Here is a 26,121-nt window from a genome sequence, read left to right as displayed (position 1 = left end):
CCGTTGCTCCAGGCTGCGCTAAGATCCTCGGGTTGCGAGCCTAAAGCTCCTGCCACCTTTGAGGAATATTCATGTCCACCGCCAGCATGACGCTGTTCCACAGCCCCACATCACCCTACGTACGCAAGGTCATGGTGCTGCTGCACGAGACCGGGCAACAGAACCGCGTGGCCCTGCAAGACAGCAAGCTGACCCCGATCACCCCCGATGTGGCGCTGATCCAGGACAACCCCCTGGGCAAGATCCCCGCCCTGCGCCTGGCCGACGGCCAGGTGCTGTACGACAGCCGGGTGATCCTCGACTACCTGGACCAGCAGCACGTCGGCAACCCGCTGATCCCCCGTGAAGGCTCGGCGCGCTGGCGCCGCCTGACCCTGGCGGCCCTGGCCGACGGCATCCTGGATGCCGCCGTGCTGGTGCGCTACGAGCAGTTCCTGCGTGCCCCCGAGCTCCAGTGGCAGCCGTGGCTCGAAGGCCAGCGCGAGAAGATCCGCCGCGCCCTGGCAGTGCTCGAAGCCGAGGCAATTGCCGAGCTGGCCAGCCACTTCGACGTGGCCGCCATCAGCGTCGCCTGCGCCCTGGGCTACCTGGACCTGCGCCACCCCGACCTGGAATGGCGCCAGCAGCAGCCGCAACTGGCGGCCTGGTACTTCGAAGTCAGCCAGCGGCCGTCGATGCTCGAAACCCGGCCGCCGCTCTAATCGGTCAGGCGCTCGCTGCGCTTCAGTGGCAAGCCGGCACCTGTAGAACGGGGGCCTGCTTGCCGGCGCACCAGCCACCAGGCATCCAGCGGAAACAACTGGCCAAGCTGCTGCTCCAGGTGCTCGCGCTGGCGTTGATCTTCGCGCAACCCCAGCCCCCTACTCACGAACCGCCTCCAGATCGAACTGCAAGGGTGCCGGCGTCTTGCGCGCCCCCACGCCATACCAGTCCAGCTTGCGGGTCAGCACCATGAATACCCCCAGCAGCGCAAACAGCAGCAACGAGCCCATCAGCAGCGCATAGTCCTCGGCGCTCAGCAGGCCATACAGCAGGCCGTACAAGGCCGCCAGCCCCGCCGCGAACGCCGCTCCATGACGCCAGCTGTGCAGCACATGGCTGACATAGAAACCGATCAGGCCGACACAGGCCGCCGCCGACACGCCATAGGCCAGGGCAAAACCCAGGTGCTCGGAAAGCGACAGCAGCAACAGGTAGAAGAACGCCAGGGCCACCCCCACCAATCCGTACTGGATCGGGTGCACCGACAGATTCTTGAGCACCTCGAAAAGAAAGAAGCCGGCAAAGGTCAGAACGATAAACAGCAGCGCGTATTTAATCGCGCGGTCACTTTTCAGGTACTGGTCCACCGGATCGATAAAGCTCACCCCGAAGCTGCGGCTGTTGAAGCCTTGGCACTCATCATTGAGCGCGCAGCGATCCAGGGCCTGCTGCAGGTTGGTGGAGAAGAACGAGGTCTGCCAGATGGCCGAGAAGCCCTGCTCGGTGACTTCCCGCCGTACCGGCAGGTAGTTGCCGACAAAGCTCGGATGGGGCCAGTTGGCGCTCAGGCGCACCTGGCTGGTCTTGCCCACCGGCAGCACCTGCAACTGCCCGGTACCCTGCAAGCGCAGGTCGAAGGCGAAATCCAGGCGGGCGGGCTTTTTCAGGTCCAGGGGCGGCAGCACCGCATGCACACCCTCATCCAGCCAGCTGACAAAGGCCCCCGGGGCAAAGTCCAGGGTCTGGCCATTGAGCTGCAGTTGCAGGGCGTTTTCGATGCCGCGGATATCGCTGATGCCCACCGCCAGGAACGGCGCGTCGAACTGATAGTCGGCGAAATCTTCCTTGATCCCGTATTGCTCGGGCACCACGAAGTGGCCGCTGATGTGGTTGTCGGCGTGGAACAGCCGCGCCTCGTAGATCCCCCGGGCGCGCAGCTCGGTCTGGGCCTTGCCGTCCAGCTCGAAATGCTCCGGCAGGAAGAACAGCCGGCCCTGCCGCTCGCGAGTTTCCTGGTAGCGCTTCTTGGTTTTCTCGTCGGTCTTCCAGGTGCGCACCGTCTGCCGGTAGTCCACCACCAGCACCGGGCCGCTGATCTGCTGCTGGGTGCTGGAGCTGCGGGCGATATCGCTGAGCACGCCGTCGCGCAGTTGCTGGCGCTCGCCGATCAGGCCGCTGATCATCAGCAGCGGGATCAGCAACAGCATGATCAACAGGCCAATGGCCCCGAGTTTGAAGGTCAGGTTGCGGTTCATGAGGCTCTCCCAGTTGGAATGGGAGAGAGTCTGGAACGCACCTATGGGGGTTTTATGGGGACCATGTGGAGACTCTGTGGAGAATCCCCAAGATCTTTGTGGCGAGGGAGCTTGCTCCCGCTGGCCTTGGGCGCGCTTTGCGCGCCAACGGGAGCAAGCTCCCTCGCCACATCCTCACATTGCTCAGGGCAGGCGCAAGGTCACCTGCACCCCGCCCGGGACGTTGTCGATGTGCATCTGGCCGCCATGCAACTGCACCACTTCCTCGACGAAATTCAGCCCCAGGCCGGTGCTCTTGCGCCCGCTGTCCGGGCGCGGCAGGGAGTAGAAACGCTCGCACAAGCGCGGCAGGGCGTAGTCGGGAATCGGCTCGCCCTGGTTGAACAGCACCAGCTCCACGCCCTCCTCCAGGCGTCGCGCGGTGCAGCGCAGCAGGCCACCCGCAGGGCTGAAGTCCAGGGCATTGGTCAGCAGGTTGCCCAAGGCCTGGCGCAGCAGGAAAGGCTCGCCGGACCAGGCCAGGTCCGCCGGCAACTGCTGCTCGATGCGCAACTGCTTGCCCTCGATGCGCCCATGCTGGCTGGCGAGCAATTCCTTGAACAGCGGCGCCAGGGGCACCTCCAACCGCTCCTCCAGGCCCTGGCGCTGCTCCACCTGGGCCAGGTTCAGCAGGCGCTCGATCAACTGCTGCATGCGCGCGCTTTCGCTGTCGATATTACCGACGAAGCGCTGGCGCTGTTCCTCAGGCATCTCGCTCTGCAACAACTCCGCGGCACCGCGAATCGCCGCCAGCGGGCTTTTCAGTTCATGGGTCAGGGTGTGTACATAGCGCTCGACATAGGCCTTGCCTTCCAGCTGGGTGCGCATGCGTTCCACCGCAGTGGCCAACTGCTCCAGCTCGCCACCGCGATAGTGCGGCAGCTCGGCCCGGCGCCCTTCGCTGACCGCCAGGGCATAGCCGGTGATACGCCGCAGCGCGGCACTCAGCCACCAGGACAGCAAGGCGCCGAACAGCAGGCCCATGACGATCAGCCCGGCGCCCCACCACAGCAGGCGGCGCTCGGTACGGTCGACATAGGGCTGCAATGAACTGTTGGGCTTGGCCACGGTGACCACGCCGATGATCTGGCCGTTATCGCGGATCGGCGCGCCCACATGCATCACCGAGGAATTGGGGTCGTCGGCCACCGCCCGCGACGAACGCGCGCCATATTGTCCGCGCAGGGTCAGGTACACGTCATTCCAGCGCGAATAGTCCTGGCCCACCGCCAGGCCGCTGGAATCCAGCACCACCATGCCCTTGGCATCGGTGACGTAGATCCGGTGGTTGACCTGATTCTTCGGCAGGCCCCAGATGGTCGCCGCCGGTTGCCGCTCGCCATAGGCCCGCAGCAGCTGCGGCCAGCGATTCTCGCTCAGGGTGCCGGCCTTGAAATCGTCCCGCAGGATTTCCGCCAACAGGTTGGCGGTGTCCACCAGGGTTTCCTCAGTGGACTGGCGAACCCCGGGGCGGATCTCCTTGGTCACCGTGCTCAGCACGAAATAGCCGGTCAGGCTGATAAACAGCAGGTACACCAGGAAGATCCGCAGCCCCAAGGTCATCAGGCGTGGCTCGGGCTGTAGCTGTAGCCCAGGCCGCGATGGGTCTGGATCGGTTCGGCCGCAGCCGCCACCAGCCGCAGCTTGGCCCGCAGGCTCTTGATATGGCTGTCGATATTGCGCTCGTAGCCCACATCCGCCATCACCCCCAGGGCATCCAGCAATTGCTCGCGGCTGAACACCCGCTCGGGCTGTTCCAGCAGGCATTGCAGCAGGCGGAATTCATGCCGGGTCAGGTTCAGGGGTTGGCCGCGATAACTGATCTGTACCCGCGCCGGGTCGATCACGAACAGCGACTGCGAAGCTTCGGGCGCCAGCCGTGGCGCCATGCGCTTGAGGATCGCCTTGACCCGCGCCGCCACTTCCCGCGGGCTGAAGGGCTTGACCACATAGTCGTCGGCGCCGATCTCCAGGCCTACCACCCGGTCGATCTCGCCGTCCCGGGCACTGAGGAACATCACCGGCACTTCGCTGAAGCGCCGCAGCTGCTTGCAGGTTTCGAAGCCACTGATATCCGGCAGGCCGATATCGAGGATGATCAGGTCCGCCGGGGTCGCCTGCTGATGCTCCAGCGCAGCACGCCCCAGGCTCAGCCAGGTGGTGGTGAAACCTTCGCCTTGCAGGGCAAAGATCAGGGTGTCGGCAATCGCCGCTTCGTCTTCGACAATCAGGATATGGGACATGGCATCCGAGCACGGCAGGTCAATGGGCGCACGGTGCCGGATGCCTTGTGGACAGTCAATCAGACCTTGTGAAAACGTAGCGAGCGAGAGCAAGACAAGGCGAAAACAGGCGAGGAAGCGGAGTGTAGGGACCTACATGAGCATTCCTCGCCTGTTTTCAACGCAGTATTGCCGAGCGCAGTAGCTTTAGCAGTTGGGCTTGTCGGCGGTATAGCGCCGCGCCGGGTTCACCGCCGCACCGAATTCCCGCAGGGCCTTGGCGCCGATCAGCAAGGGGTAGTTGAAGCTGCTGCGGTCGGTGAGGTTGACCTCCACCGTGCGCTTGACGTTGCCCAGGCACATTTCCAGCTCCACCACCGGACGCTTGGCCGACTGCGGCTCTTCAGCCTCATCGCCTTCGTCGGCGCGGCTCTTGATCTTGCTGATGCGCGCCACCTTGTGCTCATAGACCTTGCCGCCGGCGTCCTTGGTGGCCAGGCGGAAACGCACCCAGTTCTCGCCGTCGCGGGTAAAGGTCTGGATATCCTTGGCCGACAGCGACGCGGTCAGGGCCCCGGTGTCCATCTTGGCTTGCAGGGTTTCGCCGATCTCCGGCAGGCGGATGTATTCATAACGGCCATACAGGGTCGGCTCGGCGGCCAGCACCGGCAGCGCCAGAAGAGACAGCAAAGCAAGGATGGATTTCACGACAGTGGGTTCCTTGAGAAAGAGGCAGCGGGATTTTAGACCGCCACCAGCCAATTGGTTCGCCCCGTAGGAGCCGGCTTGCCGGCGAAGAGGCCCAGCGTGCCCAACACCCTACCCGGCCCCAGGTGAAACATTCGTCAGCACACTTGAATTTGGCCTGCCCGCCGAAGCTGCTTATCATGGCGCGCCCAAAAGATTGTAAAGAGTGCCCTATGCGCCGACTGCTCACCGGCTGTTTCGTCACCCTGCTCCTGCTGCTCAACACCCTGGTGCTGTTCGGCCCACTGATGCTCTTCGCCCTGCTCAAGCTGGTGCTGCCCGGACGCCTGCGCGACTACGCCTCGGCGGCGGTAATGTGGATCGCCGAGACCTGGGCCGAGATCGACAAGCTGATCTTCGCCCTGTGCATCCCCACCCGCTGGGACATCCGCGGCGGTGAAGGCCTGCGGCAAGACACCTCGTACCTGGTGGTGAGCAACCACCAGTCCTGGGTGGATATTCCGGCGCTGATCCAGACCCTCAACCGACGCACGCCGTTCTTCAAGTTCTTCCTCAAGAAGGAACTGATCTGGGTGCCGTTCCTCGGCCTGGCCTGGTGGGCCCTGGACTACCCCTTCATGAAGCGCTACAGCAAGGCGTTCCTGGCCAAGCACCCGGAACTGCAAGGCAAGGACCTGGAAATCACCAAGGCCGCCTGTGAGCTGTTCAAGCGCCAGCCGGTGACCGTGGTCAACTACCTGGAAGGCACCCGCTTCAGCCCCGCCAAGCGCCAGCAGCAGGGCTCGCCCTTCCAGCACCTGCTCAAGCCCAAGGCCGGCGGCGTGGCCTTTGTCCTGGCGGCCATGGGTGAACAGCTGGACGCCATGCTGGATGTCACCGTGGTCTATCCCCAGGCAGGCACTCCCGGCTTCTGGGACCTGATCAGCGGCAACGTGCCCAAGGTGATCATCGACATCCGCACCCGCGAGCTGGCCCCAGCCCTGTGGCAGGGCGATTACGAAAACGACCCGGCGTTCCGCCAGCAGGTCCAGGACTGGGTCAACCAGCTGTGGACCGACAAGGACCAGCGCATCAGCGCACTGCTGGCCGAAGGCAACTGATCAATCGCTGATCACATGGGGCAGGAAACGGCTGCTGTCCTTGGTGATCGGCGAATGGTCTTCGCGAATGCCGATCCCCGCCGGCTGATCGCCAATCACCCAACTGCCAATCACCGTGTGGTTGCCGGCAAACACCGGCAGCGGGTGAAACTGCTGGCGAATGCACGGCCCGCCATAGGGCCCGGCCTCGATCAGGCGCTGCCCATCTGCGGTGCAGATCTCCACATTGGCCCCTTCCCGGGAAAAGAATGGTTTGCGCACCCAGCCCGGGTTCAGGCTGGCGCTCGGGTGCTCATCGATAAACGCCGGCAGCAGGTTCGGGTGCCCCGCATGCCGCTCCCAGAGCAGGGCCATGGCGCCCTTGTTGGAGAGAATGGCCTTCCACGGCGGCTCGACGAACTGCGTGCGGCTGCCGGCGATGGCCGGGCCAAAGCCTTCATTGAACATCTGCTCCCAGGGGTAGAGCTTGAACAGGCTGTCGATGGGCGTGCCCAGCAGGTCGACGAAACGCCCAGCGGCATTCAGGCCGATGTCTTCGATATCCATCAGCCGCGTGCCCAGGCCGGCCTGCCGGGCGATGTCCCGCAGGTACTCCACGGTGCCGCGGTCCTCCAGGGAATCGGCCACCGAGGCAAAGTGCATCGGCGACTTGAAGCCACCCTGGACAAAGGCCTGCAGCAGCTTGTCCTCGATGCTGTTGAACTGGTCGCAACCCGCCGGCAACTGCCCGCGCTGCAACTGCTGCTCCAGCCACACGTACTGGAAGAAGCTCGCCTCATACAGGGAGGTCGGCGTGTCGTAGTTGGTTTCCAGCAGCTTGGCCGGGCCCGTGCCGTCGTAGCTCAGGTCCATGCGCCCGTAGAGATGGGGATCGCCCTGTTTCCACGACTGGCGGATCAGCTCATGAAAGGCCTCGGGAATCGCCAGGCGTTCCAGCAATTCCTGGCTCTCCACCACCTCAGCCACCAGGGCCATGCACAGTTCGTGCAGTTCCTGGGTCGGGTCTTCCAGGTCGTCCTCGATCTGCCGCAGGCTGAAACGGTAATAGGCCGACTCGTCCCAGTAGGGCTCGCCGTCAAAGGTGTGGAAGGCAAAGCCCAACTGCTCCGCCGTGGCCTGCCAGTCCGGGCGCGGAGTGCTGGCGATGCGCTTCAAGAACCGAAGCCCCAGCTGTGCCCGGAGCCGAAACCGCCGCGGCTGACCACCTCATGGGCGCCGGCCATGGAGTTGCCGGCGCGGGTGAAATGCTCCGGGCTGGAAATGCCGAAACGGCCATTGCTGCCGGCATGGCTGAAGGTCTTGCCGGCCTCGACCTGCTGGCTGAGGGTGCTCAGTTGCGCACCGCCGCGCCCGTCGCGCTCCTTGTACAGGGCCTCGCTGAAGTAGCGGGTTTCCGGGGTGGAATCCAGGCCGATCCAGCGCCAGAAACTGGAACCGGAAGAACCGCTGCTGTGGCTACCACCACCACTACCACCACCAGAGCTGCCCGAGCCACTGCTAGCAGATTGCTGTTGCTCCTCTTCCTCGGGCTTGACCGGCACCGTGCGCTGGCTGGTCAGGGCAAAGCCCTGGAAAATCGGCACATAGGCCCGGTTGTCGCTGGAAACCATGCAATTGCCGGGGTAGAAGTCTTCCTCGCAGCGTTGCAGATCCAGGTAGCGCGGGGCCACGGAGTGGCTACGCTCCCAGGCGTCATCACGGGCCGACTGGCAGATATCCAGGGGAATCTGCGCCTGCTCGCATTGCCGCGGGCTGCTGAAATTCTGCACCTGGCGCACTTCGCGAGTCGCCTGGGGCTGGCCATCACAGGCCGCCAGGGCGAACGGCACGCTGCCCAGCAGCACCAGGCGCACACTTTTACTGCGTTTCATGGCGCGCCCTCAGACCGATGGCGTCATGCAGGCCGCGTTCAGCAGGCCGACACCGACAGACACCCCCGCCACCAGGATCGCCGCGGCGTTCTCCTGGTTGGCGATGCGTTGGGACAAGCCCTTGAGGGTCAGGCTCACCACGAAGAACGCCAGCAACTGCACCACTGCGGCAATGGCCGCCCAGAGCAGGAAGTCGATGATCGAGATGGAGTGGGAAATCGCGCTGGCCACCGGAATCGCAAAGCCCAGCAGGGCCCCGGACAGGGCAATGGACGCGGCACTGTTGCCCTGGCGGATCAGGGCGAATTCGTTATAGGGGGTCAGGCGCGTGTAGATAAACGCGTAGAGGGCAAACACCAGGGCGGCGCCCAGCATGTAGAGCATGAAACCGAGCACCGCATCGGCGGGCAGAGACATCTTCAGTGCATCCATGAACATGGCGTGCAAGCTTCCTTGAAAAACGGGGCGCGAGATATAGCACAGGCCCCGTTCAGGGAAAACTGCCGGGTCGGAATTCCCTTCGGCGACGCTTAGCCGCCTACCCCCCAGATGCCGCCCAGGTTGTTGAGCAGCGAATTGCCTACGCCCTGTTGCCCCAGGAACTGCAGGATCAGCGGAGCAAACTGGCCGATCATGCCGCTGTCCATGCCCAAGGCACTGAAGGCATTGTTCAGGTCATTGGTGTTCTGCACATTGCCCAAGGCACTGTCCAGGCCCGAGGCCTGTCCGGACGACTGCCCCAGCAGGCCACCCAGGGCGCCGAGACTGCCCAGGGCACCGCTGCCCGAAAGCTGCTCCAGGCCCGGCACGCTTTTGCTCAACTGCGCAAAGTCCGCGCCGCTCAGCTGGTTCTTCGCCAGGCCGAGCATGGCGCCGGTGCCTCCGATGGCCTGCTGCGGGGTGACATTCAACTGCGAGCCCAGGGCACCGAGCAGACCGGCAGTCTGGGTCGTCGGTGCTGCGGCGGCAGCCTTGTCGCCGCCCTGCATGCCGGCAATCGCATTGGCCGCATCGTTCAGGCTGAAACCGCCGGCCAGGGCCGAGCCGGCTGCCAGGGTCATCAGGGTAGCCAGGGCGAAACCGCGTGGAATATTCATCGAAACAACCTCATGGGGCGAGAAACCACCCGGAATCGGGCGGTGAAAAACGTTGTTTTGACTGAGGCCAGTGCTGATTGTTCCAAACCTCGAGCTACCGTCCGGCGCCTGCATCCAGGCAGGCTCCCGGCACGTATATCGGAACAGGCGCCATCCCCCGGGCATGAGGTAACAGGACGTGAATGGAACAACCACAGACCCTGGACTAGGCTCTGGCTGCATCCGCCAGGGTCTGTCCCTGCACCTTCCTCTAGCGGCCTGGAGAATCGTCATCGCCAGCCTCGACACCGATCAGTTGCGGCACCTATTGGCCCAGTGCTCACTGGGGGATCGCCGCGCCTTCGAAACCCTCTATCGCGAGGTTGCACCGCGCCTGCACGGCGTCGCCCTGCGCTTCATGGGCCGCAAGGACCTGGCCGAAGAGGTGCTGCAGGAAAGCTTCGTGCGCATCTGGAACAACGCCGCGCGCTACCAGGCGCACCTGTCGGCGCCCCTGACCTGGATGATCAACATCACCCGCAACCAGGCCATCGACCAGTTGCGCAAGCACCGCGAACGGCCCCTGGGCGAGCTGGAGGAACAACAGTTGGAGGATCAAGCCCCTTCGGCCCATGAACAACTGGACAGTGCCCGCCAGGCCCGAGCCCTGCACCACTGCCTGGAAAGCCTGGATGCCATGCAGCGACAATCCATCAGCGTGGCCTACTTCCAGGGCCTGTCCTGCACGGAACTGGCGCAGCACCTGGCCGCGCCCCTGGGCTCGGTGAAATCCTGGGTTCGCCGAGGCATGGAACGCCTGCGCCGGTGCCTTGAGTCATGAATTATCAAACCCCCGAACGACGCCGCGCCCTGGCCGCCGATTACGCCATAGGCCTGATGCAGGGCGCCGCTCGCCGGCGCTTCGAGGCGCTGTTGCTGGATGACGCGGCGCTGCGCGAGGAACTGGCGCAGTGGCAGGAAAGCCTCGCCAGCCTGACCGCCGCCCTGCCCGAGCACGAGGTGCCGGAGCATGTGTGGCAAGGCATCCAGGCCCGTATCGAACCCCAGGTGCTGCATGTGCCACGCAAGCATCCACTGTGGTTGCGCCTGCGCCTGGCGCTGGCGACCTGCGCGGTGCTGGCGACCCTGTATTTCGGCTTCCTGCATCAGAGCGACAACGTGCGCTACAGCGCCACCCTGCTCAGCGCCAGCCAGGAACCGGCGCTGCGCATCCAGGCCCACGCCCAGTACCTGCAGGTCGAACCCCTGGCCCTGGCGTCCATTGGCCTGGACCGTAGCCTGGAGCTCTGGGCGATTCCGGCCGATGGCAAGCCGATTTCACTGGGGGTGGTGCCATTGGGCGGCAAGGGCAAGATCAACCTGAGCCAGGTCCAACGCGCCCTGCTCGATACCCCCATCGCCCTGGCGGTCAGCCTCGAACCCCACGGTGGCTCGCCCACCGGCCAACCCACCGGGCCGGTGCTCTACCAGGGGCCACTGGCCGCGCTGTAACAGGCACCTGTTGCCATAGGAGCGGGCTTGCCCGCGAACGCCGTCAGGGTAAACTCCGCGTCCAGGACCCCACCCGCGTCCTTGCAGGCAGCCCCCTGCCCGCCATGCAAGCACCCGCCTCGCCTGGCGCCATCCACCGAACGGACTCTTATGAAAGCTGCGCTCTACTGCGGCCTCCTGCTGGCCCTGGCAACCGCCCTCTTGCTCTGGCGAATCGGCACCCCGGTCGATAGCAGCCAATGCACTGACGTTGCCCCGGGCCCCCTGACCGGCTTCATCCGCCAGTACTTCAACGACCGCCAAGGGGCCGACTGGCGCGACGACGGCAGTGCCCTGGGGATTCTTGAAGATCCCGAGGCCCAGGTGTTCGTCCGCCACCCCGAGCAGTACTACTGCGAAGCCCTGAACCTGCTGCAGGCCCCCCAGCGAACCCAAACGGAAAAGGTGCATGCCACGGCCCTGATGCTGTCCCTGCCCATCGACTACTACCTCGACCTCATGGACCGCAGCCACCAGCTGTATCAGCGCGGGGCCATGGACCGCCCCGTCCTGAGCCTGGTGCTGCTGCCACGGGGCACGGCGCTGAACTACTGGTGGCTGCCCCAGTGGCGCTCGCGCTTCCAGCGCGATGCCCCCGGGATTTTTACCGAGGCCCACATCAAGGACATCCTCAGTGGCGAACACTGGTTCGACTACCCGGGCAGAGGCTACTGATTCAGCATCCGCAACCGTTACCGAGCATTCCCCTGCGCGATGGCTGCGACCTGCTGGATGTGCTGGGACGCCGCCTGCGGGCACCACTGATCGCTTGATCGCAACCAGTCGGTGTGGCGAGGGAGCTTGCTCCCGGTCGGCCGGCGCCCCGGCGCGCAGCGGTCGTAAAACCTGAGTTCGCGACTTGGCTGGCGCAACGGCGTTGCAGCCATCGTGAGCAAGCTCCCTCGCCACAAATAAAAACGCCGCCCTCTCGGCAAGAGAAGGCGGCGTTTTTCCTTACGGGCAGGCATCAGGCCAAAGGCCGAGCATCCTTAGGCAGCACTGAACAGCTTGTGCGGGTCGATAACGAATTTCTTCGGCACCCCGGCATCGAACTCGCCGTAACCACGCGGCGCATCGTCGAGGCTGATGACCTGCACCCCCACCACTTCGGCGATATTGATCCGGTCCCACATGATGGCCTGCATCAGTTGGCGGTTGTACTTCATCACCGGGGTCTGGCCGGTGTGGAAGCTATGGGACTTGGCCCAGCCCAGGCCGAAGCGGATGCTCAGGCTGCCCATCTTCGCCGCGGCGTCCACCGCGCCCGGGTCTTCAGTGACATACAGGCCGGGAATACCGATCTTGCCCGCCACCCGCACCACGCCCATCAGCGAGTTGAGCACGGTAGCCGGGGCTTCGTGCTGGGCACCGGCATGGCCATGGCCACGGGCTTCGAAGCCCACGGCGTCCACTGCGCAATCCACCTCGGGTTCCCCCAGCAGCGCGGCGATCTGTTCGTGCAGCGGGGTGTCCTTGGACAGGTCGGCAATTTCGAAACCCTGGGCCTTGGCGTGGGCCAGGCGCACCGGGTTGACGTCACCGACAATCACCACCGCCGCTCCCAGCAGGCGCGCCGAAGCGGCCGCCGCCAGGCCCACCGGACCGGCACCGGCCACATACACGGTGCTGCCCGGGCCAACGCCGGCGGTTACCGCGCCGTGGTAGCCGGTGGGCAAGATGTCGGAGAGGCAGGTCAGGTCGCGGATCTTCTCCATGGCCTTGTCGCGGTTCGGCAGTTTCAGCAGGTTGAAGTCGGCGTAGGGCACCAGCACGTACTCGGCCTGGCCGCCGGTCCAGTCGCCCATGTCGACGTAGCCGTAGGCACCGCCGGCACGAGCCGGGTTGACGGTCAGGCAGACCCCGGTGTGCTGCTCCTTGCAGGAACGGCAGCGCCCGCAGGCCACGTTGAACGGCACCGAAACCAGGTCGCCGATCTTCAGGTTCTCGACATCGCTGCCCTTCTCGATCACCTCGCCGGTGATTTCATGGCCGAGCACCAAGCCAACCTGGGCAGTAGTGCGGCCGCGAACCATATGCTGGTCCGAACCGCAGATATTGGTGGAAACCACGCGCAGGATCACACCGTGCTCGATCTTCCTGCCGCGCGGGTCCTGCATTTTCGGATAGTCGATCTTCTGTACTTCGACCTTGCCGCTGCCGAGATACACCACACCACGATTACCAGACATGCCTGTCACCTCTTTATTTGTTGTTGTGACGAGAGAAAAGCCAGCTTCAAGCGGCAAGCTATAAGCCGCAAGAAGTGTGAGCGCCGCATTGCTCTTGCGGCTTGAAGCTTGCAGCTTGTCGCTAGAGAACAACCGTACGGTTGCCGTTCAAGAACACCCTCCGTTCGATGTGATACCCCACCGCCCGGGCCAGGGTCAGGCCTTCGATATCCCGGCCCTTGGCGATCAGGTCTTCGGGGTAGTAGCTGTGGTCCACCACTTCCACGCCCTGGGCGATGATCGGCCCCTCGTCCAGGTCGTTGTTGATGTAGTGGGCGGTGGCCCCCACCAGTTTCACGCCCTTGTTGTAGGCCTGGTGATAGGGCTTGGCGCCCTTGAACCCCGGCAGCAGCGAGTGGTGGATATTGATCGCCTTGCCGTCGAGCTTGCGGCACAGCTCCGGCGACAGCACTTGCATGTAACGGGCAAGAATCACCAGCTCGGCGCCGGAGTCCTCGATCACCTGCCACACCTGGCGTTCCTGGGACGGCTTGTCGTTGGGGTCGAGGGGAAAGTGGTGATAGGGAATCTGGTGCCAGTCGGCCAGGGGCTTGAGGTCCGGGTGGTTGGACACCACCGCCATCACGTCCATGGGCAACTGGCCGATGCGCTGGCGGTAGAGCAGGTCGTTGAGGCAGTGATCGGCCTTGGACACCATGATCACCACCTTGGGTCGGTAATGCGGCGCGGTCAGCTCGAAGCTCATGTCGAAGGCCTTGGCCCGCTCGGCCAGGCCCTGGCGAAAGCCCGGCTCGTCGAGGCCATCGGGCTGGCGAAACTCCACGCGGATAAAGAAGCGCCCCGAGAGCCGGTCGTCGAAGGAATGGTGCTCGGTCACGTAGCAACCCTGCTCGAACAGGAAGCGGGTCACTGCGTCCACCGTGCCAAGCACACTGGGGCAGTCGGCGGTGAGAATCCAGGTATCGGGGGCGCGGCTCATGCGGGATAACTCCTGTTCGTTAGGGCAACCGCAGCGCGGTCGATTCTCTGTAGGAGCGAGCTTGCTCGCGAAAAACCCAAGGGCGCTGTGGTCTTTCGGGAACTCCGTCCTTCGCGAGCAAGCTCGCTCCTACCCAGCCAAGCTGGGCTCAGGCCTGCACGCTCAGGCCGTATTCGGCGGCGGCATCCTGCAGCCACATCCACCAGTAATCGGAGAAGCTGCGGCGTACCAGCAGCTCCCAGGTGTCCTCGCCGGTGCGGCGGATCACCAGTTGCGACTTGGCGAACACCGTGCCCACCGCCTTGCCCACCGGGAAGTTGTTGGGGTGCACGTCGTAGCTGGTGGACTTCATCAGCACCTGGCGCACATTGGGGCCGGAGAGTTCGAGAATCTGCTGGCCGCCGCTGACATTGACGATCTGGATATGCAGCTCGCCCAGGGCCTCCCGCAGTTTCTGCTCGGCAGCCAATTCCTCGCCGCCGGGCACGATCAGCAGCCATTCATCCGGGCCCAGCCATTGCAGGCTGCTGTCGCCCTTGACCACCACCGTCAGGGCACTGGGCAGCTCGATGCCCAGGGCCTTGTGCACGCCGGCAGCGAAGGCCGGGTCGTGGCCATCGCCACGAATGGTCAGGTGGCCCAGAAGTTTTTTCTCCCGCAGGATCACCCCGGCGTTCTTCCGGCCCTTGCCCACCAGGCTCGGCAGGTCGGCGTGATGCAAGGACGACTCGGCCTTGGCCGCGCCGGTGGGACGCTGTTGGTAAACGTTGACTGCGCTCATATCGCACCTGTCCTGAATTCTGTTGATAACCCCGGCCTGCTGTAGGAGCCGGCTTGCCGGCGAAGCTCTTGAGCCTTGTGCCAGCCCTGAGACCGCCTTCGCTGGCAAGCCAGCTCCTACGCGAGCGGTGTTGTGCCTTAGATGTTCTGGCGATCACCCTTGGGATCGAAGAACACCGAGGAAACGATTTCCGCCTCGATCACCCGGCCATCGGCCAAAGGCGCGAACACCCGCTCGCCCAGGCGCTTGAGGCCGCCCTTGACCACGCCCATGGCAAAGGAATAACCCAGGGAGTTGTGGGCGTAGCTGGAGGTCACGTGGCCCACCATGCTCATGGGAATCGCCTGCTTGGGGTTGAACACCAGTTGCGCGCCTTCCGGCAGCCACTGGGTCGGGTCGATCGGCTTCAGGCCCACCAGTTGCTTGCGCTGCTCGCGCACGCAGTCTTCGCGGTTCATCCCGCGCCAGCCGATCCAGGAGAACGGCTTGGTGCGGCCCACGCACCAGCCCATGTTGAGGTCGTCCGGGGTCATGGAACCGTCGGTGTCCTGGCCGACGATGATGAAACCCTTCTCGGCCCGCAGCACGTGCATGGTCTCGGTGCCGTAAGGGGTCAGGTTGTACTTCTTGCCGGCCTCGACGATCTGCTCCAGCACGCCCATGGCGTAGTCGGCCTGGACGTTGACCTCATAGGACAGCTCACCGGTGAAGGAGATGCGGAACACCCGCGCCGGTACGCCACCCACCAGGCCTTCCTTCCAGGTCATGAACGGGAAGCCGTCCTTGTCCAGGTCGATGTCGGTGACTTCGCTCAGCAGCTTGCGGCTGTTGGGGCCCGACAGGGTCATGGTGGCCCAGTGGTCGGTGACCGAGGTGAAGTACACCTTGAGGTCCGGCCACTCGGTCTGCTGGTAGATCTCCAGCCACTGCAGCACCCGGGCCGCGCCGCCGGTGGTGGTGGTCATGAGGAAGTGGTTGTCGGCCAGACAGGCGGTGACGCCGTCGTCGAAGACCATGCCGTCTTCCTTGCACATCAGGCCGTAGCGGGCCTTGCCCACATCGAGCTTGGTCCAGGCGTTGCTGTAGATGCGGTTGAGAAACTCCCGGGCATCCGGGCCCTGGATATCGATCTTGCCCAGGGTCGAGGCGTCCAGCAGGCCGACGCTGTCGCGCACTGCCAGGCACTCGCGCTTGACCGCGGCGTGCAGGTCCTCGCCGTTTTTCGGGAAGTACCAGGGGCGCTTCCACTGGCCAACGTCTTCGAACTCGGCGCCATTCTTCACATGCCAGGCATGCAGCGCGGTGAAGCGCACCGGCTCGAAGATGTGCCCGCAGTGCCGGCCAGCCACGGCGCCGAAGGTGATCGGCGTGTAGTTCGGGCGGAACATGGTGGTGCCCATCTGCGGGATGCTCACGTTCAGCGAACGGGCGGCAATCGCCAGGCCGTTGACGTTGCCCAGCTTGCCCTGGTCGGTGCCGAAGCCCAGGGCGGTGTAGCGCTTGACGTGTTCCACCGACTCGAAGCCTTCGCGGGTCGCCAGTTCGATGGCGGCGGCGGTGACGTCGTTCTGCAGGTCGACGAACTGCTTCGGCGCCCGGGCGGTGCCTTTTTCATGGGGCACCTGGAACAGCGCCAGGGTCGCTTCTTCAAGACGGGTCAGGGCCTTGGGCAACACGCCCTCCACGCTCTGGAAGCCGGCTTCGCTGGCGGCGCGCACGCCACCCTCGAAACCATCGGCCAGGGTATCGCCGAGGCTGTAGACGCCATTGATGCCGCCCACGCACACACGCTTCTGCGGCGCTTCACCGGGCACGAAACCGAGGATGTCTTCGCGCCACACCGGCTTGCCGCCCAGGTGCGAGGCCAGGTGCACCACCGGGCTGTAGCCGCCGGAGCTGGCGATCAGGTCGCAGTCGAGCCACTCGCCGGGGCTGGTGACCTTGTGCGCCTTGACGTCGATGGCCGCCACCCGCGCACCGGTCACATGCTTGCTGCCACGGGCTTCGATCACTGCGCTGGAAGTGAGGATGCGGATGCCCTTGGCCCGCGCCTCCTCCACCAGGGCGCCGCGAGGGTTGTGCCGCGCATCGGCGATGGCCACCACTTGCAGGCTGGCGTCGAGCCAGTCGAGGGCCACGCGGTAGGCGTGATCGTTGTTGGTGGACAGCACCAGCTTCTTGCCCGGAGCCACGCCGTAGCGACGCACGTAGGTGGACACCGCGCCGGCCAGCATATTGCCCGGCACATCGTTGTTGCCGTAAACCAGCGGCCGTTCGTGGGCGCCGGTGGCCAGTACCACGCGCTTGGCCCGCACCCGGTGGATACGCTGGCGTACCTGGCCGATGGGCGCACGATCGCCGAGGTGATCGGTGAGGCGCTCATGAATGGTCAGGAAGTTATGGTCGTGGTAGCCATTGACCGTGGCCCGTGGCAGCAGCAACACATCGGGCAGCGACTTGAGCTCGGCGACCACGCTGGCCACCCACTCCACCGCCGGCTTGCCGTCCAGGCTCTCGCGGCTGTCCAGCAGGGTGCCACCGAATTCTTCCTGCTCGTCGGCCAGGATCACCCGGGCGCCGCTACGGGCAGCGGCCAGGGCCGCCGCCAGACCGGCCGGGCCAGCGCCGACAATCAGCACGTCGCAGTGCTGGTTCATGTTGTCGTAGGTGTCCGGATCGTTCTCGGTAGGCGAACGGCCGAGGCCCGCAGCCTTGCGGATGTACTTCTCGTAAGTCATCCAGAACGACTGCGGGTACATGAAGGTCTTGTAGTAGAAACCCGGGGGCATCAGCTTGCCGCCGACCTTGCCAAGAATCCCCATCATGTCGTTGTTGACGCTGGGCCAGCCGTTGGTGCTGGTGGCCACCAGGCCCTGGTACAGCGCCTGTTGCGTGGCGCGCACGTTGGGGATCTGGGTGGCTTCGGTGGCGCCGATCTGCAGCACCGCGCTGGGCTCCTCGCAGCCTGCGGCGAAAATGCCCCGGGGCCGCGAGTACTTGAAGCTGCGGCCGATGATGTCGACGCCGTTGGCCAGCAGGGCCGAGGCCAGGGTGTCGCCCTCGAAGCCTTTGTAGGCCTGGCCGTTGAAGGTGAAGGTGAGGACTTTGTTGCGGTCGATACGGCCGCCGTTGGACAGGCGATTGCTCTGGCTCATACCTTCTCTCCAGCAGCCTTGGCGGTGAACTGCGGCTTGGTGCCGATCTTGTAGGTTTCAAGAATTTCGTAGCTGACGGTGTCGCGGGTGGCGTTGAAGTACTGGCGGCAACCGGCGGCGTGGATCCACAGTTCGTGGTGCAGGCCGCGGGGGTTGTCGCGGAAGAACATATAGTCGCCCCACTCCTCGTCGGTGCAGGCATTGGGGTCCAGCGGCCGGGGAATATGCGCCTGGCCGGACGAATGGAATTCCTCTTCGGAGCGCAGCTCGCCGCAGTGAGGACAGAAGATATGCAACATAGGGAAGTGTCCTCTTATTAGTGGGCGACGGCCGCGGCGCCGTGTTCGTCGATCAGCGCACCGTTGTGGAAACGGTCGATGGAGAAAGGAGCGGCCAGCGGGTGCATCTCGCCCTTGGCCAGGCTGGCGGCAAACACGTTGCCCGAGCCCGGGGTGGCCTTGAAACCGCCAGTGCCCCAGCCGCAGTTGAAGAACATGTTCGGCACCGGGGTCTTGGAAATGATCGGGCAAGCGTCCGGGCTGGTGTCGACGATGCCGCCCCACTGGCGGTTCATGCGTACCCGGGACAGCACCGGGAACATCTCGACGATGGCCTGGATGGTGTGCTCGATCACCGGGTAGGAACCGCGCTGGCCGTAGCCGACCCAGCCGTCGATACCGGCACCGATCACCAGGTCGCCCTTGTCCGACTGGCTGATGTAGCCGTGCACCGCGTTGGACATGATCACGCTGTCGATAATCGGCTTGATCGGCTCCGACACCAGCGCCTGCAGCGGGTGGGATTCGATCGGCAGGCGAAAGCCCGCCAGCTTGGCCATGTGCCCGGAGTTACCGGCGGTGACCACACCGACGCGCTTGGCGCCGATAAAGCCCTTGTTGGTCTCGACGCCAATGCACACGCCGTTTTCCTTGCGGAAACCAATCACTTCGGTCTGCTGGATCAGGTCCACGCCCAGGGCGTCCGCGGCCCGGGCGAAACCCCAGGCCACGGCATCGTGACGGGCCACGCCGCCGCGCCGTTGCACGGTGGCACCGAGGATCGGGTAGCGGGTGTTCTTCGAGCAGTCCAGGTAGGGAATCTCGTCCGCCACCTGCTGGGTGTTGAGCAGTTCGCCGTCGATGCCATTGAGGCGGTTGGCGCTGACCCGGCGCTCGGAATCACGGATGTCCTGCAGGGTGTGGCACAGGTTGTAGACCCCGCGCTGGGAGAACATCACGTTGTAGTTGAGGTCCTGGGACAGGCCTTCCCACAGCTTCATGGCGTGTTCGTAGAGCTGCGCCGATTCGTCCCACAGGTAGTTGGAACGCACGATGGTGGTGTTGCGCGCGGTGTTGCCGCCGCCCAGCCAGCCCTTCTCCACCACCGCCACATTGGTGATGCCGTGCTCCTTGGCCAGGTAGTAGGCGGTGGCCAGGCCATGCCCGCCGCCGCCGACTATGACCACGTCATAGACTTTCTTCGGGGTTGGCGTGCGCCACATGCGCTGCCAGTTTTCATGGTGGCTGAGAGAGTGCTTGAAGAGGCCGAAGCCCGAGTAGCGTTGCATAGTCATTGCTCCAGTTGCGGCTCTCAGCGGTAAACCGGGAAATCAGCGCACAGGGTCGCCACCTGACGGGCGACATTGGCCTCGACATCGGCATCGCCGAGGTGGTCGAGAATGTCGCAGATCCAACCGGCCAGTTCGGTGCACTGGGCGACCTTGAAACCACGGGTGGTGACCGCCGGGGTGCCGATGCGCAGGCCGGAAGTGACGAATGGCGACTGCGGGTCGTTGGGCACGGCGTTCTTGTTCACGGTGATATGGGCGCGGCCCAGGGCGGCGTCGGCATCCTTGCCGGTCAGGCCCTGGCGAATCAGGCTGACCAGGAACAGGTGGTTGTCGGTGCCGCCGGACACTACATCGTAGCCGCGTTTGATAAATACGCCGGCCATGGCCTGGGCGTTTTCGATCACCTGCTTCTGGTAGGCCTTGAAGCCGGGCTCCAGGGCCTCCTTGAAGCACACCGCCTTGGCCGCGATCACATGCATCAGCGGGCCGCCCTGGGCGCCGGGGAACACCGCGGCGTTGAGCTTCTTCTCGATCTCTTCGTTGGCCTTGGCCAGGATCAGCCCGCCACGAGGACCGCGCAGGGTCTTGTGGGTGGTGGTGGTGACCACATCGGCAAAGGGCAGCGGGTTGGGGTACAGGCCTGCGGCCACCAGCCCGGCCACGTGGGCCATGTCGACGAACAGCAAGGCGCCGACCTTGTCGGCGATCTGCCGGAAACGCGGGAAATCCAGGGTCTTGGAGTAGGCAGAGAAGCCGGCGACGATCATCTTCGGCTTGTGTTCAACCGCCAGGCGCTCGACCTCGTCGTAGTCGATCAACCCGGTGGTGGTGTCGATGCCGTATTGCACCGCGTTGTACAACTTGCCCGAAGACGACACCTTGGCGCCGTGGGTCAAGTGGCCGCCGTGGGCCAGGCTCATGCCCAGGATGGTGTCACCGGCCTGCAGCAGCGCCAGGTACACCGCGCTGTTGGCCGAGGAGCCGGAGTGCGGCTGGACGTTGGCGTAGTCGGCACCGAACAGCTGCTTGGCGCGCTCGATGGCCAGGGCCTCGACCTTGTCCACATGCTCGCAGCCGCCGTAGTAGCGCTTGCCCGGATAGCCCTCGGCGTACTTGTTGGTCAGCCCGCTGCCCTGGGCCTGCATCACCCGCTTGCTGGTGTAGTTCTCCGACGCGATCAGCTCGATGTGATCTTCCTGGCGTTGCTCCTCGGCATTGATCGCCGCCAGCAGTGCATCGTCGTAACCCTGAATCTGATCTTGCTTGCTGAACATCACGTCTCTCCCAGCGGCGGCGCTGCGCCTTTCGTCTCGGTGAGGCCAGCGTTAAAGCTGCGCCCTTTGGATGCGATGGTATGACCGAGGCGGCGAACTCAAATGCCTATGGACGCCACACAAAGGTGCGTTTACGACATGTCCGACAGGGGCAGCGGCAAGCGACAAGTGGCGAGCGCCAGGATTGTCCGAGCCGGCCCGCAAGAGAAGCTGACACAGGGCCAGAAATTGCAGCAAAGGCCCGGGATAGAGCGCATGATCCCCAAGCCGCGGCGCCGCAGCCGGCAACACACGCCCCCCACGCATAAATCCTTATGGGCCATGCATTAATCCGCCATAAGCAGCACCTGTGCTGGGCCATTGTTCTTGGGTAAAGTGCCCACCATCATCGACCACGGAGCCGGCCATGACCGACAAGAGCCAACAATTCGCCAGCGACAACTACTCTGGCATCTGCCCTGAAGCCTGGGCTGCCATGGAGCAGGCCAACCACGGCCACGAGCGCGCTTACGGCGACGATCAGTGGACCGCTCGCGCCTCGGACCAATTCCGCAAACTGTTCGAAACCGACTGCGAAGTGTTCTTCGCCTTCAACGGCACCGCCGCCAACTCCCTGGCGCTGTCGTCGCTGTGCCAGAGCTACCACAGCGTGATCTGCTCGGAAACCGCCCACGTCGAAACCGACGAATGCGGCGCCCCGGAGTTTTTCTCCAACGGGTCCAAGCTGCTGATCGCCGGCACCCAGAACGGCAAGCTGACCCCGGAGTCGATCCGCGAGATCGCCCTCAAGCGCCAGGACATCCACTACCCCAAGCCGCGGGTGGTGACCCTGACCCAGGCCACCGAGGTGGGCAGCGTCTATACCCCGGAAGAAGTGCGCGCCATCAGCGCCACCTGCAAGGAACTGGGGCTGAACCTGCACATGGACGGCGCGCGCTTCTCCAACGCCTGCGCCTTCCTCGGCTGCACCCCGGCGGATCTGACCTGGAAGGCCGGGGTCGACGTGCTGTGCTTTGGCGGCACCAAGAACGGCATGGCGGTGGGTGAAGCCATCCTGTTCTTCAACCACAAGCTGGCGGAAGACTTCGACTACCGCTGCAAGCAGGCCGGCCAGCTGGCCTCGAAAATGCGCTTTCTCTCGGCGCCCTGGGTCGGCCTGCTGGAAAACGACGCCTGGCTCAAGTACGCCCGCCACGCCAACCACTGCGCGCAATTGCTGGCCCAGTTGGTGGCCGATATCCCTGGCGTGGAGCTGATGTTCCCGGTACAGGCCAACGGCGTATTCCTGCAACTTTCGGAACCCGCAATTGCCGCGCTGACCGCCAAGGGCTGGCGTTTCTACACCTTTATCGGCCAGGGCGGCGCGCGGTTCATGTGCTCCTGGGACACCGAGGAAGAGCGGGTGCGTGAACTGGCGGCGGATATCCGCACGGTGATGAGCGCCTGAGCCACCTTCCTGACCGGAAGGCTCACTGTGGCGAGGGAGCTTGCTCCCGCTGCGCCGGCCAGGGCGCAGCAGCCGTAGAGCCTTGCATGAGCTTGCGACCATGGGGTTGGCTACGCCAACCAACGGGAGCAAGCTCCCTCGCCACAACAGCAATCGGCTATCACTTCACAAATTCCTGAACTGATTATTTGCCTTGGCTGATTCAACATCCGCAACCTTTGTCCGAGACTCCGGGGTCGACCTATAAAAACAAGGCTCCCCCCCATGACGACTCAGTCTTGCGTCACCGAGAAAGCCCACCCGCCCGGCCTGAAAATCGAAACCCGCTCCATCGACTACGTGCCCCGCAACGAGCGCCACGGCAAGGTCTGGCACCAGGGCCCGTTCTGGTTCACCGGCAACTTCGTGCTCACCACCATGGTCACCGGCTTTACCGGCGCGGCCCTGGGCCTGGCCCTGCAATACGCCATCCTGGCGATCGTCATCGGTGTGTGCCTGGGCACCTTCTGCATGGCCTTCCATGCCAACCAGGGCCCGCGCATGGGCCTGCCGCAGATGATCCAGTCCCGCGCCCAGTTCGGCCTGCGCGGCGCCATCGTGCCCTTCACCGCCGTGGTGTTCGTCTACATCGGCTTCAACGTGTTCAACGTGATCCTCGCCACCGACGCCATCAACACCGTGATACCCGGCGCCCGGGCGCCCTGGTACACCCTGATGATCGCCATTGCGGTGCTGATCGCGGTGGTCGGCCACGACCTGCTGCATAGTGTGCAGCGCTGGCTGACCTACCTGATGATCAGCGTGTTCGCGGTGCTCACCGTCAGCGCCCTGCTGACCCTGCAGGCCGACGCCGCCGTGGCCGAGGCGCACTTTTCCTGGTCGGCGTTCCTGATCCAGCTGTCGGCCGCCGCCGGCTACCAGATCAGCTATTCGGTGTACGTCTCCGACTACTCGCGCTACCTGCCGCACCAGACGCCATCGCGCCAGGTGATCTTCTGGACCTACCTGGGCGCCGCCGGCTCGGCCCTGTGGCTGATGTCCCTGGGGGCCTTCCTGGCCTCGGCCCTGCCCTCGCCGGACGCCATCGCCAGCGTGCGGGAAGTGGGCAACCGGCTGATTCCCGGCTTCGGCACCTTCACCGTGCTGATCGCGGTGCCGGCGCTGGTGGGCATCATGGCGGTCAACTGCTACGGCGCCATGCTCACCGGCATCAGCGCCATCGACGGTTTCAAGTCGATCAAGCCCAACCTCAAGAGCCGGATCGCCGGGATCCTGCTGGTGGCGGTGGTGATCTTCCTGATCGCCATGAATATTCCCGAGAGCTACCTGGGCAGCTTCAATACCTTCGTCCTGCTGATGCTGTATTTCCTGGTGCCCTGGACCGCGGTGAACCTGGCGGACTTCTACCTGGTGCGCAAAGGCCATTACGCCATCAGCGATATCTTCAACCCCGCGGGCATCTATGGCCGCTGGTCCGGCGCCGGGCTCACGGCCTATTTCCTCGGCTTGCTGGCGATGGTGCCGTTCATGTCCCTGAGCTTCTACCAGGGCCCGCTGTCCGTGGCCCTGGGCGGCGCCGACATTGCCTTCGTGATTGGCCTTGCGGTGGCCGGGCTGGTCTACTGGGCGCTGACCCGCCACCTGGACCTTGCGGCGGAGCGGCTGGCCATCCAGGCCAGCGAACAGCGACTGGAAGGAGGCGCGCAATGATCCCCCAGGCATCCCTGAAAGTGGCCTGCCAGCAACTGGCGCCACGCCTTGGCGAGCTGGACTACAACCGCAATCTCGGCGCCGAAGCGATCCGCCAGGCCGCCGCCCGCGGCGCCCAGGTGGTGGTGCTACCGGAACTGGTGCAAAGCGGCTACGTGTTCACGGGTCTGGCCGAAGCCCTGGCCCTATCCGAAAGCCTCGACGGACCGACCTTGAGCCTGTGGAAAAACCTCGCCGAAGAGCTGCAGGTGGTGATTGTCGGCGGCTTCTGCGAGCGCCTGGACGATGATCGCGTGGCCAACAGCGCCGCCCTGGTCGAGCCTGAAGGCACGCTGACGGTGTATCGCAAGGCCCACCTGTGGGATCAGGAAAACCTGATCTTCACCCCCGGCGACGAACCGCCGCCGGTGGTGGCCACGCGCTTCGGGCCGATCGCCCTGATGATCTGCTACGACCTGGAGTTTCCCGAGTGGGTGCGCCTGCCGGCCCTGGCCGGTGCGGCGCTGCTGTGCGCGCCGGTGAACTGGCCCGACGGCCCGCGCCCGGCCAGCGAACGCCCGGCGGAGATGGTGCGGGTGCAGGCCAATGCCGCGGTCAACCGCATGTTTATCGCCGCCTGCGACCGCAGCGGCGAAGAGCGCGGGGTGAACTGGGTGGGCGGCTCCACCATAGTCGACGCCGATGGCTACCCCCTGGCGGGCCGCGACCGGGAAACCGGCGAGCAACTGCTGCTGGCGGAGCTGGACCTGGCCCAGGCCTGGCACAAGTCCATCAGCGAACATAACCATGTGCACCTGGATCGACGGCCCAGCCTGTATGGATGAACCCGGCTTGCGTGGCGAGGGAGCTTGCTCCCGCTGGGCCGGCCGGCGCAGTAATCGGTCTTGCGCCTGCTACGCAGGCGAGCGGGAGCAAGCGCCCTCGCCACGACAAGCGGTTGCTCCTTAGAACTCTACCCGCACATCGCCCTTGGGCACGCTGCAGCAGGACAGGATGTAGCCCTCGGCCTCGTCTTCCTCGGTGATCCCGCCGTTGTGCTCCATCTCCACTTCGCCCCCCAGCTTGAGCACCTTGCAAGTGCCGCAGATGCCCATGCCGCAGGCCTTGGGAATCATCAGGCCAAGCTTGGCCGCCGCGGCGTGCACGGTTTCCCCCGGGGCCACGCGGATGCTCTTGCCGGAGGCGGTGAACTCCACCTGATGCAGGTCGGCGACATCGATTTCCGGGGCCTCGGCGGCTTGCTCGGCATGTTCCACGGCATCGGCCCGAGCTTCCGCCGGGGTCGCACCGAAAGATTCCTCGTGGTAACGGGTCATGTCGAAGCCGGCGGCTTCCAGCAGGCGCTTGACCGCATTCATATAGGGCGTCGGCCCGCAGCAGAACACTTCCCGCTCGAGGAAGTCCGGGGCCATCAGTTCCAGCATCTTGTGGTTCAGGTAGCCGCGGTAGCCGGCCCAGGGCTCGCCCAGGCCGTGCTTCTCGCAGATCAGGTGCAGGCTGAAGTTGTCGATCCGCGAGGCCATATGCTCCAGCTCGCGGTGATAGATGATGTCCTTGGGCGAGCGCGCGCTGTGGATAAACACCATGTCGACATTGCCGTTGGTGTCGTAGAACCAGCGGGCCATGGACATGACCGGGGTGATGCCCACGCCGCCGCTGAGGTAGAGGATCTTCGGGTTGGGAAAGTCGATGGCGTTGAACAGCCCCACCGGCCCGTGCACCGCCAGTTCCTGGCCTTCATGCAGGGTGTCGTGCAGGTGGTTGGAGACCTTGCCCCCGGGCACTCGCTTGATGGTCACCGAAAAGCTGTAGGGCACCGACGGCGAGCTGGAGATGGTGTAGGAGCGCATCACCGGCTGGCCTTCGATTTCCAGCTCCAGGGTGACGAACTGCCCGGGCTTGAAGAAGAACATGATCGGCTGGTCGGCCATGAAGCAGAAGGTCCGCACGTCCCAGGTTTCCTGGATGACTTTGACGCAACGGACGATATGACGGCCATTGGCCCAGGTCTGGGTGGTTACCGGGTTGAGGAAGGTGTTGGACATGCTGTTCTCCACGGCCGACTGTCGGCGTCTTGCCAGCGATTCTGCGTAAGGCGTCTCGCGCCCATTTACCTATCTGCGACATTCACATGCTTATCGCGACCAGCCCCTGGCTACAGGGGCTTGCGCGTCGGGAACAGATTGCGCCATGTCGTCCATGGATAAGGTTC

Annotated in this window: 25 protein-coding genes; 8 read left to right on the top strand and 17 right to left on the bottom strand. The window is 64.6% G+C overall.

Translation table 11 applies throughout. The annotated features are described in order from the left end of the window. The first annotated feature begins 71 nt into the window (after nt 1–71). Nucleotides 72–701 carry a glutathione S-transferase gene (locus J4P02_RS05315; protein WP_426188483.1) on the top strand — a complete coding sequence of 210 codons (630 nt, stop codon included), beginning with the start codon at nt 72–74 and terminating at the stop codon, nt 699–701. Here J4P02_RS05315 and J4P02_RS05310 read toward each other — a convergent pair. From J4P02_RS05310 to J4P02_RS05290, 5 genes are all read right to left on the bottom strand, one after another. Next, nucleotides 698–868 carry a hypothetical protein gene (locus J4P02_RS05310; RefSeq protein WP_426188481.1) on the bottom strand — a complete coding sequence of 57 codons (171 nt, stop codon included), beginning with the start codon at nt 866–868 and terminating at the stop codon, nt 698–700. The two genes, J4P02_RS05315 and J4P02_RS05310, sit on opposite strands and share 4 nt — an antisense overlap. Continuing rightward, entirely contained in the window at nt 861–2,237 is a 1,377-nt protein-coding gene (gene creD, locus J4P02_RS05305) for a cell envelope integrity protein CreD (RefSeq protein WP_426188479.1), read from the bottom strand. The genes J4P02_RS05310 and creD overlap by 8 nt, the downstream gene beginning before the upstream one ends. 183 nt (nt 2,238–2,420) lie before the next feature. Further along, nucleotides 2,421–3,839, bottom strand: a complete 1,419-nt coding sequence (creC, locus tag J4P02_RS05300) for a two-component system sensor histidine kinase CreC (RefSeq protein ID WP_426188478.1) — start codon at nt 3,837–3,839, stop codon at nt 2,421–2,423. Next, nucleotides 3,839–4,519, bottom strand: coding sequence for a two-component system response regulator CreB (gene creB / locus J4P02_RS05295; protein WP_426188476.1), 681 nt, complete (start codon nt 4,517–4,519; stop codon nt 3,839–3,841). The genes creC and creB overlap by 1 nt, the downstream gene beginning before the upstream one ends. Nucleotides 4,520–4,705: 186 nt before the next feature. Next, entirely contained in the window at nt 4,706–5,206 is a 501-nt protein-coding gene (locus tag J4P02_RS05290; RefSeq protein ID WP_426188474.1) for an ATP-dependent zinc protease, read from the bottom strand. Nucleotides 5,207–5,418: 212 nt separating this feature from the next. Here J4P02_RS05290 and J4P02_RS05285 point away from each other — a divergent pair, with 212 nt between their 5' ends. Then, nucleotides 5,419–6,306: an acyltransferase gene (locus tag J4P02_RS05285; RefSeq protein ID WP_426188473.1), complete on the top strand. Its 888-nt coding sequence runs from the start codon at nt 5,419–5,421 to the stop codon at nt 6,304–6,306. On the opposite strand, the gene J4P02_RS05280 is transcribed toward J4P02_RS05285, so the two are convergent. From J4P02_RS05280 to J4P02_RS05265, 4 genes are all read right to left on the bottom strand, one after another. Further along, nucleotides 6,307–7,461: a glutathionylspermidine synthase family protein gene (locus tag J4P02_RS05280; protein ID WP_426188471.1), complete on the bottom strand. Its 1,155-nt coding sequence runs from the start codon at nt 7,459–7,461 to the stop codon at nt 6,307–6,309. It abuts the gene before it with no gap. After that, nucleotides 7,458–8,177: a DUF1190 domain-containing protein gene (locus J4P02_RS05275; RefSeq protein WP_426188469.1), complete on the bottom strand. Its 720-nt coding sequence runs from the start codon at nt 8,175–8,177 to the stop codon at nt 7,458–7,460. The genes J4P02_RS05280 and J4P02_RS05275 overlap by 4 nt, the downstream gene beginning before the upstream one ends. 9 nt (nt 8,178–8,186) lie before the next feature. Further along, complete coding sequence (locus J4P02_RS05270; protein WP_426188467.1) at nt 8,187–8,615, bottom strand: DUF350 domain-containing protein; 429 nt, start codon at nt 8,613–8,615, stop codon at nt 8,187–8,189. Between the two features lie 92 nt (nt 8,616–8,707). Beyond that, entirely contained in the window at nt 8,708–9,274 is a 567-nt protein-coding gene (locus tag J4P02_RS05265; protein WP_426188466.1) for a DUF2780 domain-containing protein, read from the bottom strand. A gap of 178 nt (nt 9,275–9,452) precedes the next feature. Here J4P02_RS05265 and J4P02_RS05260 point away from each other — a divergent pair, with 178 nt between their 5' ends. The 3 genes from J4P02_RS05260 (at nt 9,453) to J4P02_RS05250 (ending at nt 11,479) form a co-directional block, all read left to right on the top strand. Further along, the gene (locus tag J4P02_RS05260) at nt 9,453–10,094 is read left to right on the top strand and encodes a sigma-70 family RNA polymerase sigma factor (RefSeq protein ID WP_426188464.1); all 642 of its coding nucleotides are present in this window, start codon (nt 9,453–9,455) and stop codon (nt 10,092–10,094) included. Further along, entirely contained in the window at nt 10,091–10,765 is a 675-nt protein-coding gene (locus J4P02_RS05255; protein WP_426188462.1) for an anti-sigma factor, read from the top strand. The genes J4P02_RS05260 and J4P02_RS05255 overlap by 4 nt, the downstream gene beginning before the upstream one ends. Nucleotides 10,766–10,915: 150 nt before the next feature. Then, the gene (locus tag J4P02_RS05250) at nt 10,916–11,479 is read left to right on the top strand and encodes a hypothetical protein (RefSeq protein ID WP_426188461.1); all 564 of its coding nucleotides are present in this window, start codon (nt 10,916–10,918) and stop codon (nt 11,477–11,479) included. Nucleotides 11,480–11,793: 314 nt separating this feature from the next. On the opposite strand, the gene fdhA is transcribed toward J4P02_RS05250, so the two are convergent. From fdhA to J4P02_RS05215, 7 genes are all read right to left on the bottom strand, one after another. Continuing rightward, entirely contained in the window at nt 11,794–12,993 is a 1,200-nt protein-coding gene (gene fdhA / locus J4P02_RS05245) for a formaldehyde dehydrogenase, glutathione-independent (RefSeq protein ID WP_426188459.1), read from the bottom strand. A 121-nt stretch (nt 12,994–13,114) separates the two neighbouring features. After that, complete coding sequence (gene purU / locus J4P02_RS05240) at nt 13,115–13,972, bottom strand: formyltetrahydrofolate deformylase (RefSeq protein WP_426188458.1); 858 nt, start codon at nt 13,970–13,972, stop codon at nt 13,115–13,117. Nucleotides 13,973–14,120: 148 nt separating this feature from the next. After that, the gene (locus tag J4P02_RS05235; protein WP_426188456.1) at nt 14,121–14,753 is read right to left on the bottom strand and encodes a sarcosine oxidase subunit gamma; all 633 of its coding nucleotides are present in this window, start codon (nt 14,751–14,753) and stop codon (nt 14,121–14,123) included. 137 nt (nt 14,754–14,890) lie between these two features. Continuing rightward, nucleotides 14,891–17,908, bottom strand: coding sequence for a sarcosine oxidase subunit alpha (locus tag J4P02_RS05230; protein ID WP_426188454.1), 3,018 nt, complete (start codon nt 17,906–17,908; stop codon nt 14,891–14,893). Beyond that, on the bottom strand, nt 17,905–18,207 hold the full coding sequence (locus J4P02_RS05225; protein WP_426188452.1) for a sarcosine oxidase subunit delta: 303 nt from the start codon (nt 18,205–18,207) through the stop codon (nt 17,905–17,907). The genes J4P02_RS05230 and J4P02_RS05225 overlap by 4 nt, the downstream gene beginning before the upstream one ends. A gap of 17 nt (nt 18,208–18,224) precedes the next feature. Continuing rightward, nucleotides 18,225–19,475, bottom strand: a complete 1,251-nt coding sequence (locus J4P02_RS05220; RefSeq protein ID WP_016964291.1) for a sarcosine oxidase subunit beta family protein — start codon at nt 19,473–19,475, stop codon at nt 18,225–18,227. Between the two features lie 23 nt (nt 19,476–19,498). Next, a complete protein-coding gene (locus tag J4P02_RS05215; RefSeq protein WP_426188450.1) occupies nt 19,499–20,752 on the bottom strand; it encodes a serine hydroxymethyltransferase in 1,254 nt (417 codons plus the stop codon). A gap of 406 nt (nt 20,753–21,158) precedes the next feature. Between J4P02_RS05215 and J4P02_RS05210 the strand changes: the two genes are divergently transcribed. The 3 genes from J4P02_RS05210 to J4P02_RS05200 all read left to right on the top strand — a co-directional run bounded on the left by J4P02_RS05210 (nt 21,159) and on the right by J4P02_RS05200 (nt 24,733). Beyond that, nucleotides 21,159–22,199, top strand: a complete 1,041-nt coding sequence (locus tag J4P02_RS05210) for a low specificity L-threonine aldolase (protein ID WP_426188448.1) — start codon at nt 21,159–21,161, stop codon at nt 22,197–22,199. A 264-nt stretch (nt 22,200–22,463) separates the two neighbouring features. Further along, nucleotides 22,464–23,909 carry a purine-cytosine permease family protein gene (locus J4P02_RS05205; RefSeq protein WP_426188446.1) on the top strand — a complete coding sequence of 482 codons (1,446 nt, stop codon included), beginning with the start codon at nt 22,464–22,466 and terminating at the stop codon, nt 23,907–23,909. After that, nucleotides 23,906–24,733 carry a nitrilase-related carbon-nitrogen hydrolase gene (locus J4P02_RS05200; RefSeq protein ID WP_426188444.1) on the top strand — a complete coding sequence of 276 codons (828 nt, stop codon included), beginning with the start codon at nt 23,906–23,908 and terminating at the stop codon, nt 24,731–24,733. The genes J4P02_RS05205 and J4P02_RS05200 overlap by 4 nt, the downstream gene beginning before the upstream one ends. A 120-nt stretch (nt 24,734–24,853) precedes the next feature. Here the strand turns inward: J4P02_RS05200 and gbcB are convergent, their stop codons facing one another. Then, nucleotides 24,854–25,954, bottom strand: coding sequence for a glycine-betaine demethylase subunit GbcB (gbcB, locus tag J4P02_RS05195; RefSeq protein ID WP_426188442.1), 1,101 nt, complete (start codon nt 25,952–25,954; stop codon nt 24,854–24,856). Nucleotides 25,955–26,121: the final 167 nt, after the last annotated feature.

Source organism: Pseudomonas sp. NFXW11, from assembly GCF_049887815.1.
Taxonomy (GTDB): domain Bacteria; phylum Pseudomonadota; class Gammaproteobacteria; order Pseudomonadales; family Pseudomonadaceae; genus Aquipseudomonas.
The sequence above is the reverse complement of the archived record's forward strand: the minus strand, read 5'-3'. Positions and strand labels throughout refer to the sequence as shown.